Source organism: Ruegeria sp. AH3, from assembly GCF_056536265.1.
Window position 1 is genome coordinate 2,366,636 of record NZ_JBQFJL010000001.1, and the last position, 13,836, is coordinate 2,380,471.

12 protein-coding genes are annotated in these 13,836 nt (G+C 60.8%); 7 read left to right on the plus strand and 5 right to left on the minus strand.

Going from position 1 to position 13,836, the window contains the following annotated elements:
* The first annotated feature begins 86 nt into the window (after positions 1-86).
* The 6 genes from ACR3EM_RS11935 to lpdA all read left to right on the plus strand — a co-directional run bounded on the left by ACR3EM_RS11935 (position 87) and on the right by lpdA (position 7,335).
* The gene (locus tag ACR3EM_RS11935; protein WP_480470909.1) at positions 87-626 is read left to right on the plus strand and encodes a DUF805 domain-containing protein; all 540 of its coding nucleotides are present in this window, start codon (positions 87-89) and stop codon (positions 624-626) included.
* The gene (locus tag ACR3EM_RS11940; RefSeq protein ID WP_480470910.1) at positions 623-3,580 is read left to right on the plus strand and encodes a 2-oxoglutarate dehydrogenase E1 component; all 2,958 of its coding nucleotides are present in this window, start codon (positions 623-625) and stop codon (positions 3,578-3,580) included. Before ACR3EM_RS11935 ends, ACR3EM_RS11940 begins: the two co-directional genes overlap by 4 nt.
* Positions 3,581-3,583: 3 nt before the next feature.
* Positions 3,584-5,101: a 2-oxoglutarate dehydrogenase complex dihydrolipoyllysine-residue succinyltransferase gene (gene odhB / locus ACR3EM_RS11945; protein WP_480470911.1), complete on the plus strand. Its 1,518-nt coding sequence runs from the start codon at positions 3,584-3,586 to the stop codon at positions 5,099-5,101.
* 2 nt (positions 5,102-5,103) lie between these two features.
* Entirely contained in the window at positions 5,104-5,373 is a 270-nt protein-coding gene (locus ACR3EM_RS11950) for a hypothetical protein (protein ID WP_480470912.1), read from the plus strand.
* A gap of 131 nt (positions 5,374-5,504) precedes the next feature.
* Positions 5,505-5,897: an MAPEG family protein gene (locus ACR3EM_RS11955; RefSeq protein WP_480470913.1), complete on the plus strand. Its 393-nt coding sequence runs from the start codon at positions 5,505-5,507 to the stop codon at positions 5,895-5,897.
* A 49-nt stretch (positions 5,898-5,946) separates the two neighbouring features.
* The gene (gene lpdA, locus ACR3EM_RS11960) at positions 5,947-7,335 is read left to right on the plus strand and encodes a dihydrolipoyl dehydrogenase (RefSeq protein ID WP_480470914.1); all 1,389 of its coding nucleotides are present in this window, start codon (positions 5,947-5,949) and stop codon (positions 7,333-7,335) included.
* Between the two features lie 150 nt (positions 7,336-7,485).
* Here lpdA and ACR3EM_RS11965 read toward each other — a convergent pair whose 3' ends face one another.
* Genes ACR3EM_RS11965 through ACR3EM_RS11980 form a run of 4 tightly spaced genes read right to left on the minus strand, consistent with a single transcriptional unit; the run spans position 7,486 to position 10,391 of the window.
* Positions 7,486-8,091: a pyridoxamine 5'-phosphate oxidase family protein gene (locus ACR3EM_RS11965; protein WP_480470915.1), complete on the minus strand. Its 606-nt coding sequence runs from the start codon at positions 8,089-8,091 to the stop codon at positions 7,486-7,488.
* Complete coding sequence (locus tag ACR3EM_RS11970) at positions 8,078-8,818, minus strand: lysophospholipid acyltransferase family protein (RefSeq protein ID WP_480470916.1); 741 nt, start codon at positions 8,816-8,818, stop codon at positions 8,078-8,080. Before ACR3EM_RS11970 ends, ACR3EM_RS11965 begins: the two co-directional genes overlap by 14 nt.
* Positions 8,818-9,717: a cell division protein FtsX gene (locus ACR3EM_RS11975; RefSeq protein ID WP_480470917.1), complete on the minus strand. Its 900-nt coding sequence runs from the start codon at positions 9,715-9,717 to the stop codon at positions 8,818-8,820. The genes ACR3EM_RS11970 and ACR3EM_RS11975 overlap by 1 nt, the downstream gene beginning before the upstream one ends.
* Complete coding sequence (locus ACR3EM_RS11980) at positions 9,714-10,391, minus strand: cell division ATP-binding protein FtsE (protein ID WP_480471921.1); 678 nt, start codon at positions 10,389-10,391, stop codon at positions 9,714-9,716. The genes ACR3EM_RS11975 and ACR3EM_RS11980 overlap by 4 nt, the downstream gene beginning before the upstream one ends.
* Before the next feature lie 182 nt (positions 10,392-10,573).
* Between ACR3EM_RS11980 and ACR3EM_RS11985 the strand changes: the two genes are divergently transcribed.
* Entirely contained in the window at positions 10,574-11,278 is a 705-nt protein-coding gene (locus ACR3EM_RS11985) for a zinc-ribbon domain-containing protein (RefSeq protein ID WP_480470918.1), read from the plus strand.
* 5 nt (positions 11,279-11,283) lie between these two features.
* Here the strand turns inward: ACR3EM_RS11985 and ACR3EM_RS11990 are convergent, their stop codons facing one another.
* Entirely contained in the window at positions 11,284-13,821 is a 2,538-nt protein-coding gene (locus ACR3EM_RS11990) for a TIGR02302 family protein (protein WP_480470919.1), read from the minus strand.
* Positions 13,822-13,836: the final 15 nt, after the last annotated feature.

Here is a 13,836-nt window from a genome sequence, read left to right on the forward strand (position 1 = left end):
CGGCTTGGAGTTAGAATTGAAGCTATGACCAGTTCGTACTTTTTTAGTCTACCTAAGGTTTCGCGATCTTTTATGGAGTTCGCGCCATGACCTTCTCTGACGCCATCCGCACCTGTTTCTCCAAATTCTTCACCTTCTCGGGTCGTGCCTCGCGGCCTGAATACTGGTTCTTTTTCCTGTTCATCTTGATCTGGAGCATCATCGCCGGGGTCATTGACCTGCAGTTCTTCACTCAGGTCGCGGTAACCGAGACCGAGACGTCCAAATCCGTCGCGGCCACCTCAACGGGCCCGGTACAGAGTATCGTCAACCTGATCGTGTTTTTCCCGCACCTCGCCGTCGCGTGGCGGCGGATGCATGACACCGGGCGCAGCGGACTTTACGCTCTGCTGCCGATCCTGCTGATCCTTGGTGCGCTCGCCGTTCTGATCTTTGGTATCGGCCTTGCCAGTCAGTTCCATGGTGGCACGCTCGACATCCTGTTCACCCGCGCCACACTTCTTATCGTCATTCCGACACTTATCGTTCTGTTTGTGTCGCCCCTCCTGGTTCTGTGGTGGCTCTCCCGCCCCAGCCAGCCAGGCACCAACCAATACGGTCCCAACCCATATGAGGTAGTCCCATGACCGAACACTCGCCCAACTCAGCCTTTCATGCCTCAAGCTTCATGCAGGGGCATAATGCCGAATATCTGGAGCAGTTATATGCCCAGTACACCAAGAACCCAGGCGCGGTTGATGCCGCCTGGGTGGAGTTTTTCAAGGCCATGGGCGATCACGCGCCGGATGTGCAGCGCGAGGCCGAGGGGCCTTCGTGGGCGCGGAGCGACTGGCCTCCGATGCCGGCGGACGATCTGACGGGCGCGCTGACCGGAGAGTGGGCCGAGATTGACGCCAAGGCGGCGGGCAAGAAGATCAAGGACAAGGCGGAGGCCAAAGGGGTCGAGGTCAGCGATGACCAGATCAAGCGCGCGGTGTTGGACAGCCTGCGGGCGCTGATGCTGATCCGGGCCTATCGCATCCGGGGCCATCTGGCCGCTGATCTTGATCCGTTGGGAATGCGCGCAGCCAGTACGCATCCCGAGCTGGACCCCAAGACCTACGGCTTCACCGATGCCGACATGGATCGACCGATCTTCATCGACAACGTGCTGGGCCTGCAGATGGCCAGCATGCGGCAGATCGTCGAGATCGTGAAGCGGACCTATTGCGGCACGTTTGCGCTGCAATACATGCACATCTCGAACCCGGAAGAGGCCGCGTGGCTGAAGGAACGGATCGAGGGCTATGGCAAGGAAATCGCCTTTACCAAGGAAGGCCGCAAGGCGATCCTGAACAAGATGGTCGAGGCCGAGGGCTTCGAGAAGTTCCTGCATGTCAAATACATGGGCACCAAGCGGTTCGGTCTGGACGGTGGCGAGGCGCTGATCCCGGCGATGGAACAGATCATCAAGCGCGGTGGTGCGCTGGGGCTGAGCGATATTGTCATCGGCATGCCGCACCGGGGGCGTCTGAACATTCTGGCCAATGTTATGGGCAAACCCTATCGCGCGATCTTCAACGAATTCCAGGGCGGCAGCTTCAAACCTGAAGATGTGGATGGCTCGGGCGACGTGAAATATCACCTCGGCGCCTCCAGCGACCGCGAATTCGATGGCAACAGCGTACACCTGTCGCTGACCGCGAACCCGTCGCACCTTGAGGCGGTGAACCCGGTGGTTCTGGGCAAGGTCCGCGCCAAGCAGGATCAGCTGAACGACACGGATCGCACCAAGGTCATGGGCATCCTGCTGCACGGCGACGCGGCCTTTGCCGGTCAGGGCGTCGTGGCCGAAGGCTTTGGCCTGTCGGGCCTGCGCGGTCACAAGACCGGCGGTACCATGCATATCGTGGTGAACAACCAGATCGGCTTTACCACCGCGCCGCACTTCTCACGCTCCAGCCCGTATCCGACCGATATCGCACTGATGGTTGAAGCCCCGATCTTCCACGTCAACGGCGACGACCCCGAAGCGGTGGTGCACGCCGCCAAGGTGGCGACCGAGTTCCGTCAGAAGTTCCACAAGGACGTGGTTCTGGACATCTTCTGCTATCGTCGGTTTGGCCATAACGAGGGCGATGAGCCCATGTTCACCAACCCGATCATGTACAAGAAGATCAAGACGCATAAGACCACGCTGTCTCTGTACACCGAGCGTCTGGTCAAGGACGGCCTGATCCCCGAAGGCGAGATCGAGGATATGAAAGCGGCTTTCCAGGCGCATCTGAACGAAGAGTTCGATGCCGGGAAAGACTACAAACCCAACAAGGCCGACTGGCTGGATGGGCGCTGGTCACATCTGGACAAGAACAAAGAAGAGTATATGCGCGGCGAGACGGCGATCACGCCCGAAACGCTGAGCGAAATCGGCAATGCATTGACTCATGCGCCAGACGACATTGCGGTTCACAAAACGGTTGCCCGTCTGCTTGAACACAAAAAGCAGATGTTCGAAACGGGTCAAGGCTTTGACTGGGCCACGGGTGAAGCGCTGGCCTTTGGGTCCCTGCTGACCGAGGGCTATCCGGTGCGCCTGTCCGGTCAGGACGCCACGCGCGGAACCTTCAGCCAGCGCCATTCGGGTTTTGTTCATCAGGAAACCGAAGAGCGGTATTACCCGCTGAACAACATCCGCAAAGGGCAGTCTCAGTATGAAGTGATCGACTCAATGCTGTCCGAATATGCGGTGTTGGGTTTTGAATATGGCTATTCGCTGGCCGAACCCAACGCACTGGTTCTGTGGGAGGCGCAGTTTGGCGACTTTGCCAACGGTGCGCAGATCATGTTCGACCAATTCATCAGCTCTGGCGAAAGCAAATGGCTGCGGATGTCCGGTCTGGTCACCCTGCTGCCGCACGGGTTCGAGGGGCAAGGCCCCGAACACTCATCCGCGCGACTGGAGCGGTTCCTGCAGATGTGCGGTCAGGACAACTGGATCGTGGCGAACTGCACCACGCCCGCGAACTACTTCCACATCCTGCGCCGTCAGTTGCACCGTACCTTCCGTAAGCCGCTGATCCTGGTGACACCGAAATCGTTGCTGCGCCACAAGCTGGCAGTCAGCAGCACCGAAGACTTCACCACGGGCTCCAGCTTCCACCGGGTGCTTTGGGATGACGCGCAGAAAGGGAACTCCGACACCAAGCTGGTGGCGGATGACAAGATCAAGCGGGTCGTCATGTGCTCGGGCAAGGTCTATTTCGACCTGCTGGAGGAGCGCGACGCGCGTGGTATCGATGACGTCTACCTGATGCGGATCGAACAATATTATCCCTTCCCGGCGCATTCGCTGATCAATGAACTTGAGCGCTTCAAAGGCGCCGAGATGGTCTGGTGTCAGGAAGAGCCCAAGAACCAGGGGGCCTGGTCCTTTATCGAGCCCAATATCGAATGGGTCCTGACCCGCATCGGCGCAAAACACACACGTCCGGTTTATGCCGGTCGCGCCACATCGGCCTCGCCCGCGACGGGTCTGGCCAGCCAACACAAAGCCCAACAAGAAGCGCTGGTGAACGAAGCGCTGAGCATCAAAGGAAAGTAAGCGATGACGATTGAAGTTCGTGTACCTACGCTTGGCGAATCCGTAACCGAAGCCACGGTTGCGACATGGTTCAAGAAACCCGGTGACGCCGTAGCCGTGGATGAAATGCTGTGTGAGTTGGAGACCGACAAGGTCACCGTTGAAGTGCCCTCTCCCGCCGCTGGCGTGATGGGCGAGATCGTCGCAGCCGAAGGTGAAACCGTGGGCGTCGACGCCCTGCTGGCCACAATCGCAGCTGGTGAAGGCGCCGCTCCTGCTCCGACCGCTGCGGCTGCAGCGCCTGCGGCGGCGGCTCCGGCTGCATCCGGCGGCAGCGTGGACGTGATGGTGCCGACGCTGGGCGAGTCCGTCACCGAGGCGACCGTTTCGACATGGTTCAAACAGGTTGGTGACAGCGTTGCGCAAGACGAGATGCTGTGCGAGTTGGAGACCGACAAGGTCTCGGTCGAGGTTCCGGCCCCGGCAGCAGGCGTTCTGGCCGAGATCGTTGCCCCCGAGGGCAGCACGGTCGATGCCAGCGCCAAACTGGCGGTGATTTCGGGCGCGGCTGCGGGTGCTGCACCCGCTCCGGCTGCTGCGGCGGCGGCCCCGGCTGCAGCAGCAAGCACCGGCAAGGACGTGGCAAACGCCCCATCAGCCGAAAAGGCGATGGCCGAAGTCGGCCTGTCAGCGGATCAGGTCACCGGCACTGGCCGTGACGGTCGCATCATGAAAGAAGACGTGGCGAAAGCGGTCGCAGCGGCTACGGCCCCAGCGCCTGCGGCGGCTGTGCCCGCCCCCGCTGCCCAGGCTCCACGTGCGCCTGTCGCCGCCGAAGATGCAAGCCGCGAGGAACGCGTGCGCATGACCCGTCTGCGCCAGACCATCGCCAAGCGTTTGAAGGATGCGCAGAACACGGCCGCCATCCTGACCACCTATAACGAGGTGGACATGACCGAGGTGATGGCCTTGCGGAACCAGTACAAGGACCAGTTCGAGAAGAAGCACGGCGTGCGACTGGGCTTTATGTCCTTCTTCACCAAGGCCTGCTGTCACGCACTTAAAGAGGTTCCGGAAGTGAATGCCGAGATCGATGGCAATGACATCGTCTACAAGAACTTCGTGCATATGGGTGTCGCCGCCGGTACGCCTCAGGGTCTTGTGGTTCCGGTTATTCGGGACGCAGACTCGATGTCTTTTGCAGCGATCGAGAAAGCCATCGCCGAGAAAGGCAAACGTGCCCGTGACGGCAAGCTGTCGATGGCCGAGATGCAGGGCGGCACCTTCACCATCTCGAACGGTGGTGTCTATGGCTCGCTGATGTCCTCACCCATCCTGAACCCGCCGCAATCGGGCATCTTGGGCATGCACAAGATCCAGGACCGTCCGATGGTCATCAACGGTGAGATCAAGATCCGCCCGATGATGTATCTGGCCCTGTCCTATGATCACCGGATCGTGGACGGCAAAGGCGCGGTGACCTTCCTTGTCCGCGTGAAAGAGGCGCTCGAAGACCCCCGCCGCCTGCTGATGGATCTGTAACCATGGCAACGCATGTACTCTGGCAGGCCGATGTGGCCGATTTCAACGCCTGGCTGAAGGTCTTCCGAGAAGATCGCAAGATGCGAGAGGCTTCGGGTATCCGTGACCTTCACGTCTGGAAAGACCCTGATCAGCGCGATCACGCCGTCGCGATGTTCGAAGTGGCGGATCTTGAAAGGGCGCGTAAGTTCTTCGACTCGGAAGAGCTTGCCATGCATCACGAGCGTGGCGGCGTGGCCCATATTCAAGTCAAGCTGCTGGAACCGGTCTAGCCTGCTAACAAAGCCGGTGTGCAGGGTCGACCCTGCACACATAACAGCAATTGCGCGTGAAACCCGCCTGCCCCTGAGCCCGCGAGATATTAAACCCAAGTCCACACACCCGCTGAAAAGGATATGTGAACATGTCTTCGGAACTTTCGATTTTGGCGCTCTATGGCCTGCTGGTCGTGGTAATCATCCTGCTGAACGTCCTGACTGCCATGTCTCAGGTCGGGTTGATGACGCTGGGGGGTGCGCGGGATGATATGCCGCCGCTGACCGGCGTCGCCGCGCGGGTTGAACGTACCTTGAACAACTCGGTCGTCGCGATGGCGCTGTTTGCACCTGCCGTTTTGATCCTGTCCGCCAAGGACGGATTCACATCCGGATCATTGCTGGCAGCTCAGATCTTCCTGATTGCGCGTATTGCTTTCGTTCCCATCTATGCCTTCGCCATCTCTATACCTTTCCTGCGCACCATCGTCTGGGTCGCAGGATTTGTTGCGACGGTTTATCTTTATCTGCTAGCCCTATAAGCAAAAAAGGCTGCGTCAGAACGCGGTCAAGACACCAAGGAGTGCCCGAATGTCCAGCTATGACGTCATCGTAATCGGAGCCGGCCCCGGCGGCTATGTCTGCGCTATCCGCTGCGCCCAACTGGGGCTGAAGACCGCCGTTGTCGAAGGGCGTGAAACGCTGGGTGGCACCTGCCTGAACGTGGGTTGCATCCCGTCGAAAGCGTTGCTGCATGCCTCGCACCAGTTGCACGAGGCCGAGCATAATTTTGCCAAGATGGGCCTGAAGGGCAAAAGCCCCTCGGTCGATTGGAAGCAGATGCAGGCCTACAAGGACGAGGTGATCGAGGGCAACACCAAGGGCATCGAGTTCCTGTTCAAGAAGAACAAGATCGACTGGCTGAAGGGTTGGGGTTCGATCCCCGCCGCTGGCAAGGTCAAGGTCGGGGACGACGTGCATGAGGCCAAGAGCATCATCATTGCATCGGGGTCCGAGCCTTCGGCGCTGCCGGGTGTCGAAGTGGACGAAAAAGTCGTCGTGACCTCGACCGGCGCGCTGTCGCTGGGCAAGATCCCGAAAAAGATGGTGGTGATCGGTGCTGGCGTGATCGGGCTGGAGCTGGGCTCGGTCTACAGCCGACTGGGCGCCGAGGTGACGGTGATCGAATTCCTCAAGGAGATCACGCCGGGCATGGACCCTGAGGTTCAGAAGACCTTCCAGCGCATACTCAAGAAGCAAGGCCTGAATTTCGTCATGGGCGCAGCGGTGCAGAAGACCGAGGCGACCAAAACCAAAGCCAAAGTCACTTACAAACTGCTCAAGGATGACAGCGAGCACGTGATCGACGCCGACACTGTTCTGGTCGCCACGGGGCGCAAGCCTTACTCAGATGGTCTGGGCCTGGACGCCCTGGGCGTTGAGATGACACCGCGCGGCCAGATCAAGGTGGGTGCCGACTGGCAGACCAACGTGCCGGGCATTTACGCCATCGGTGACGTTATCGAGGGGCCCATGCTGGCCCACAAGGCAGAAGACGAAGGCATGGCCGCCGCCGAGCAGGTCGCGGGCAAGCACGGCCACGTGAATTACGGCGTCATTCCGGGTGTGATCTATACATGGCCCGAGGTCGCCAATGTAGGCGAGACCGAGGCGACGCTGAAGGAACAGGGTCGCGCCTACAAGGTCGGCAAGTTCATGTTCATGGGCAACGGTCGTGCCAAGGCGAACTTCGCGGCGGATGGGTTTGTGAAAATCCTGGCGGATAAAGAAACCGACCGCATTCTGGGCTGCCACATCATCGGCCCAGCAGCCGGAGACCTAATCCACGAGGTCTGCGTCGCCATGGAATTTGGTGCCTCAGCCGAGGATCTGGCGCTGACCTGCCACGCACATCCGACCTATTCGGAAGCGGTTCGCGAGGCGGCTCTGGCTTGCGGTGACGGCCCGATTCATTCCTGAACCTGCGCGTGTCTCACGCTAAGGGTGCGAGGCTCTGCCTCGCGCTCCGATGCATTTTTGGCCAGATGAAGACCGGATCCCCTGCTTCATCTGGCCAAAAAATATCCCGGGGGAGTCGCGGCTTGCCGCGGCGGGGGCAGAGCCCCCTTTCTACCACATGGTTTTGGCGGCACGTGAGCCCCATTCCTGATCATATTGTGCGCCTCCTTCTTCGCCAGCGGTCATTTCTGCGAGAATTTCCCCGACGCTTGGCAGGGTCTCTGCTTCACTACCACCCTTCCACGTCTGCGCGCGCATTAACGCCCGGGCGCATTGGGTGTAGATCTCGGCAATTTCAATAACGATAACCGTTGCGGGGCGTTTGCCGCGTTTCTCAAAGCGGTCGCGCAATAGTTCATCCGCTGTCAGACGCGCTGAGCCATTCACCCGGACCACTGTGTTCGAGCCGGGAACCATGAACAACAGCGCCACCCGCGGGTCACGCACGATGTTTCTCAGGCTGTCCAGTCGGTTGTTGCCACGCCAATCCGGCAAGGCCAATGTGCCGGGATCGAGTTCCAGCACGACGGGGCCGTCATCGCCGCGCGGACTGCCATCGACGCCTTCAGGGCCAACTGTGCTGAGGATACAGAGCCGTGAGGTCATGATCCATTTGCGATAAAGCGGCGTCAGCTGGTGGGCAACCTTGCGCAAGGACGGCGCCCCGGGCGTGCCATAGAGACCTTCAAGCGTGGCGATATCGTCAATGTACTGCATCTGGATCAAACCCTACTTCCCGCATCAACGCATTCGATCGTGTCTCGATGACATCTTCCAGCCTCTCAAGAAAAGCATCGCGGGTCACTCCGGGCTCGATCGGATCAAGGAAGTCGACAATTGCGGTACCGGGCTTACGCAGGATGCCCGTCCGCGGCCAGAATACACCTGCATTCGTGGCAACCGGTACGCAGGGAAAGCCCAACCCTTCGTAAAGAACCGCAGTGCCCACTTTGTAGGGTTTCTGCGCACCCGGTGCGACGCGCGTGCCTTGTGGATAGATGACCAACTGACCGGGTTCGCTGAACTCTTTCGCGACATCTTTCACCATTTTGGCCACCGCAGCCCCGCGCTTGCCGCGATTGACCGGGATACAGCCCAGACGACGCGCATACATGCCGATCACGGGCGTAAACAGCAGTTCGCGTTTCATGATGAACTTGCCGTGGGGGACCGCAGCGAAAATTATGATGATGTCCAGAAATGACTGGTGCTTGGCACCCACGACCACCTCGGTATCCGGAACCGTCCCACGCACTTCGCAGCGAATGCCCACCATCCAGCGTGCCAGCCACATGGTGCTGCGGGCATAGGTTTTGCACGCCTGCAAGGCACCGCGTTTGGTGAACAGGGCATAGGGTGCAAAGACAATCCCGAGGATCAGCATCCAGGCATAGATTGTGATCATGAAGATCAGCGAGCGAACCCATTGAAAGGCCATGAACATCACGAAAGCTCCTTTAACTTGCGACGCGCTGCCGACCATGTGGCCAGGAAGGCGACCGCAGCCCCCAGAACGGGGATCAGCGCAGGCAACAGCCAGCCGATACCCTGAAATCCCAGTCCAGTCAGAAATCCACCCGTATCAGACGCCTCGGGCAACAGCAAAACGCCCGTCATTCCCAGCAAAGTACCGACGACGGCCCCAAACAATGCGCGGAAGGTAAACCTTCGCACGAAGGCTCCGGCGATGAAACGGTCACGCGCGCCAACCAGACGCAGAACCTCGATAATCTGAGCGTTTGCGGCAAGCGAGGCATTGGCGGCGAGGGTGATCATGGCAGCGGTTGCGCCGCCGATCAGCAAGATCGAGATCCAGCCCAGCCGCCGCAGCGACATGGCCGCATCCACCAAAGGTTCGCGCCAACGCGTGTGATCGTCCAGCACCGCGCCCGGGACCTCGGCACCAAGCCGCAAACGCAGGCCAGCGGCGTCCAGACCCGGCGGACCTTCGATGATCTCGATCAGCTGCGGCACGGGCAGAGTGTCCAGCGGCAGATCAGGACCGAACCAGGGAGACAGCAGTGCCGCCTGTTCTTCACTTGTCAGCGCGCGGGCCGATGCGACACCGGGGGTTTGTTGCAACACGGTCAGCGCGGCCTCGGTTTGTGCCGCGCGTTGGTCAGCCGGTGCATTGATCCGCAGCGTGGCCGCCCCTGCCAGTTCCGAGGCCCAGCGATCCGCCAGACGGCCCGAGGCCAGCGACAAGGCCAGCGCAAACACCGCCAGAAACGCCATCGCACCCGAGACGAACAGCGTCAGCTGCGCGGTAAACCCCGTAGGAGGCACCACCCGGTCAGCACGTGCGTCGCGGCGCAGCAGGTTGCGGATGTCTCCCTTGCTCATAGGTCTGCCCCCGCAAGCTGCAGCCGGCGTTGCGAGATCCGCAAGACTCGCGCCTGAACCTGACTTTTGGCGGCGCGGATCAGGCTCAGATCGTGGGTGGCGATCAGCACGGTCTTGCCCATCCGGTTCAGCTCGACCAGCAGACGCAGCAGACGTTGCGACATCTCCCAGTCGACATTGCCGGTGGGCTCATCCGCCAGCACAACGTCGGGTGATAGAATGACGGCGCGAGCCAAGGCGGCGCGCTGACGCTCACCGCCAGATAGCTCAGGCGGCAGCGCCCCAAGGCGGTTGCCCAACCCGACCCAGCCCAGAAGTTCGTTCAGATCATCCTGTTCGCCGGCATCTCCGCGTCCCGATACCATCAACGGAAGCGCGACGTTTTCGGCAACGGTCATGTGATCCAGAAACCGGCAATCCTGATGCACGACACCGATCCGGCGCCGCAACAGAGCCATCTGATCGCGGTCCAGCCGTGCGATGTCCTCACCAAATGCGCTGAGCCGCCCCGAGGTTGGCAACAATGCGCCATAACAAAGCTTGAGCAATGTGGTCTTGCCCGCGCCCGACGGCCCGGTCAGGAAATGGAACGACCCCGGTTGCAATCGCAACGACACGTCGCTCAGCAATTCACCGCCGCCATAGCTGTAGCTGATATTTTCCAGCTCGATCACGCCTGCCCCCTTTGTTATGCTCACCTCTTGCCCGAGCGCAGCCGCGGTTTCAATGCCTCGGGCGGGTCCAATTGGCGACACTTGGCCCGCGATGACGAAAACGCGCTTTGCTGTTGGGTCTTAACGGAATATCATCCCTGAAAAAACTACTATCAGGCCCGCTTGTCCGGGCAGGAGGCAGAATGCGTTTAACGTGTCCGAATTGCAGTGCCCAATATGAGGTTCCCGACGAGGTGATCCCGGAAGGTGGTCGCGACGTTCAGTGTTCGAATTGCGAACAGACCTGGTTCCAGGCCAAGACACCAGAGGCCGGAGCGCCGAAAGCCCCCCCTGCGCCAGAGGTTGAAGAGGTTGCAGAGGAGGTGGAGGAGACCGCCGCGCCCGAGGCCGCCGATAGCGAGCCTGAGGCATCAGAGGACAACGGGAACGTGGACCCTGCGGTTGCCAACATCCTCAAGGAAGAAGCTGCGCGCGAGGCCGAACTGCGCGAACGCGAAGGCAGCAATCTGGAAAGCCAGCCCGATCTGGCGCTTGATCCGCCAGAGGAACCCAAGGTCAAACCCAAACGGCCTGCCGCGACCGAGACGGCCTCTGACTCAGGGCAGAAAGAGGCGTTGCCGGATGTCGAGGCGATCAATTCGGGCCTGCGCAGCGATTTGACTTCTGATGCTACCGAAGCAGCTGCCCCGGTGCGCAAATCCGGTGGCTTCCTACGTGGCTTTACCATCATTGTCGTCATCGGAATTATTCTTCTGATGATCTACGGCAACGCCAACCAGATCAGCGAAGCGATCCCGCAGGCCGATCCGGTTCTGAAATCCTATGTCTCTGTGATCGATCAGGCCCGTATCTGGCTTGAAACACAGACGGGCGGTGCTCAGAACTGAGGCACTCAGAACCGTTCTAGCAAACGCTTGAGGTATTCCAGTTCGATCTGGGGTCGATCCGTTTCGCCGGTGCGGCGGCGAATTTCGTCCAGAAGTTCCCGCGCGCGACGATAGACATCTTCGCCCTGCAGCAGGTTATCATCGGTCGAGATCGATCCCGCCGAACCCGGCGTACGACCCAGCGGGTCACGGTTGTTGGCCTCCATGTCACCTGCCTCGGTCCCTTGACCCGGCTGGTTCTGCTGGTTCTGCGCCATCGCCTCACCCAATGAGCGCATGCCTTCCCGCAATGCTTCCATCGCCTCGGACTGGCGGTCTATGGCCTCGGCCAGATCATTGCTGCGTAGGGCATCCTCCGCCTCGTCCATGGCGCGGCCCGCACGGCCCAGTGCCTCGCGCGCGGCTTCGCCTTCGGGGGTGCCACCACCGGGCAGACCCTGTTCCTGACGTTGCAACTCGTCGCGCAGCGCCTGTTGCCGGTCGGCCAGTGACGGCTGACCAGAGTCGCCATCGCCGGGTTCGTCCGAGCCCTGACCCTGACCATCATGGCTCTGCCCCCGGCCCTGACCTCCCGAGCGGCCTTCGTTGCCCTGACTTTCGCCTGCTTGAGCACCGGGGTTGAACTGTTCCTGCAGATCACGGAACGCCTGATCGCTGAGGCCTTGCTGTTCACGCAGGGTTTCCGCCAACCCTTCCATGGCCTGCTGACCCTCGGACTGGCCACCTTGGCCCTGCCCTTGGGTGACACGCATGTTTTCCATCATTTGCTGGAACTCTTCCAACGCCTGCTGCGCCTCGGCCATGCGGCCCTGTTCCATCAGCTCCTGAATACGGTCCATCATCCGCTGCAGGTCATCCTGCGTCATCTGCAGAGTTTCACCGTTGGGGCCTTGCTGACCCTGCTGCGTCTCACCGTTTTCCTGCGCCAGTCGCTGCAGTTGCCGCATGTAATCCTGCGTCGCCTCGCGCAATTCCTGCATCAGCTCGGCGATTTCCTCGTCGCTGGCACCATTCTGCATCGCCTCGGTCAGACGTTCCTGCGCGCGCCGCATCCGCTCCAGCGCATCAGCCAGCGTTCCATCCTCGATCAGAACGGCAAGATCCCACAGGGCCTGCGCGATTTCTTCCTGCTGTTTGGCGTTCAGTGCACCATGTCGGTCAAAGGTCTCCAACCGGCGCAGGATGACCCGCAAACGGAGATATGCCGTGTCCGAACGGAACAGGTCCTCGGGCAAATGCGAAACCGCGCGCAGCAGCTGCGATACGCGCAGCGCATTTTCGCGCGACCAGAGCAGATCGCGCCGCTGTTCGATCACAGCTGCGGCCAGCGGGTCAAAGAAACGCCGTGCGGGCAGGTCTGTCAGATAGGGCTCTGCCACCGTCTCCTGATCCGATGCGTCGGTGGCCATGAGGGTGATCTTTACCGGCAGATGCGCCCAGGGATGCTGCGAGAAATCCTCAATCAGGTCTTCGGTGAAATCGGTTCGGTCACCGGTGATCGGCATCGGCAGCTCAACCGCGATCGTCTCACGCGGTTCCGGCTCGGTGGCCAGCCCGTATTGGCGGTCGACCGCCGTCAAGTCCAGTTCGATCCGGGCCGTGCCCGAAACGATGCCATAGTCGTCCGCTGCCGCGAAGGGCAGTTTCATCTGACCACCGGCCTCGGCCTCTGCCGTACCCGCCGCAGCGATCTGAGGGGCGGTGTCAGGCAAAATGTTCAACGCCCATTCGCGCCCCGCCGGACCGTCGATCCGCAGCTGACCGGACCGTTCGGCGACAAATTCCTGCTCCGGTTCTGTCGCAGCTTCGGTGCCAAGAGGTGTCGAGGTTTCTGTCAGGCTGTGCGCTCCGACCTCTCCGTAAAACCGCAATGTGATCCGACTGCCTTCGGGCACCGTCAGCGTGGGATCGGTCTGATCCGCCAGGTAAAGCGTCGGCAATCCAGTGTAACGCGGCGGTTCAACCCAGCCTTCCCAGCTGGGCCCCTGCCCGGCCTGCGCCGTGCCCGGTGTCATGTCCGCCACCGATCCGATCCGCCAGAACGACCCGAACAGTGCTGCTACGACCAAAGCCAGCAAGGCGGCATAGCGCAAGGCATAAGGATCGCGAGAGGCCAGCCGCAGATCGGGTTTTACCGGATCGGCCTGCGCAGCACGCGCAGCCATGCGCGACTGATGCGCCTGCCACAGGGCCACCGAATCCGCATCCATTGCACCGATCGCCTGATCATCCATCAACGCCTGAATCGGTCGCCCCGGCAGGGTTTCATCCAGCCGAACCAGCGCCTCGGCACGGGTCGGCAAGTGGATGCGTCGAATGCCGAGAATCGCAGTCGCGACCAGCCCCAGCACGCCGACAGCAGCGCAAATCCAGACGGTTTCGATGCGCAAAAGATCTTGAAGCCCAAGCATCAGGGCCGCCAGCAGAACCATCAGGATCGAGAAAAACGGCCAGAAAGCGCGCAAAACCTGCTCGGCCAGCATGCCCCCATGCGTCAGCCACAGAGACAATCTCGGAATCGGCGGGGTCTGGTTATCGCGCAAGGCGGGCCTCCTGAT

Excerpts from the sequence above, each read along its gene's own strand:
- ACR3EM_RS11985 (WP_480470918.1), top strand. The coding sequence starts at position 10,574 with ATGCGTTTAACGTGTCCGAATTGCAGTGCCCAATATGAGGTTCCCGAC.
- ACR3EM_RS11965 (WP_480470915.1), bottom strand. The coding sequence starts at position 8,091 with ATGCAGTACATTGACGATATCGCCACGCTTGAAGGTCTCTATGGCACG.
- odhB (WP_480470911.1), top strand. The coding sequence starts at position 3,584 with ATGACGATTGAAGTTCGTGTACCTACGCTTGGCGAATCCGTAACCGAA.
- ACR3EM_RS11940 (WP_480470910.1), top strand. The coding sequence starts at position 623 with ATGACCGAACACTCGCCCAACTCAGCCTTTCATGCCTCAAGCTTCATG.
- ACR3EM_RS11955 (WP_480470913.1), top strand. The coding sequence starts at position 5,505 with ATGTCTTCGGAACTTTCGATTTTGGCGCTCTATGGCCTGCTGGTCGTG.
- ACR3EM_RS11970 (WP_480470916.1), bottom strand. The coding sequence starts at position 8,818 with ATGTTCATGGCCTTTCAATGGGTTCGCTCGCTGATCTTCATGATCACA.
- ACR3EM_RS11950 (WP_480470912.1), top strand. The coding sequence starts at position 5,104 with ATGGCAACGCATGTACTCTGGCAGGCCGATGTGGCCGATTTCAACGCC.
- lpdA (WP_480470914.1), top strand. The coding sequence starts at position 5,947 with ATGTCCAGCTATGACGTCATCGTAATCGGAGCCGGCCCCGGCGGCTAT.
- ACR3EM_RS11935 (WP_480470909.1), top strand. The coding sequence starts at position 87 with ATGACCTTCTCTGACGCCATCCGCACCTGTTTCTCCAAATTCTTCACC.
- ACR3EM_RS11975 (WP_480470917.1), bottom strand. The coding sequence starts at position 9,717 with ATGAGCAAGGGAGACATCCGCAACCTGCTGCGCCGCGACGCACGTGCT.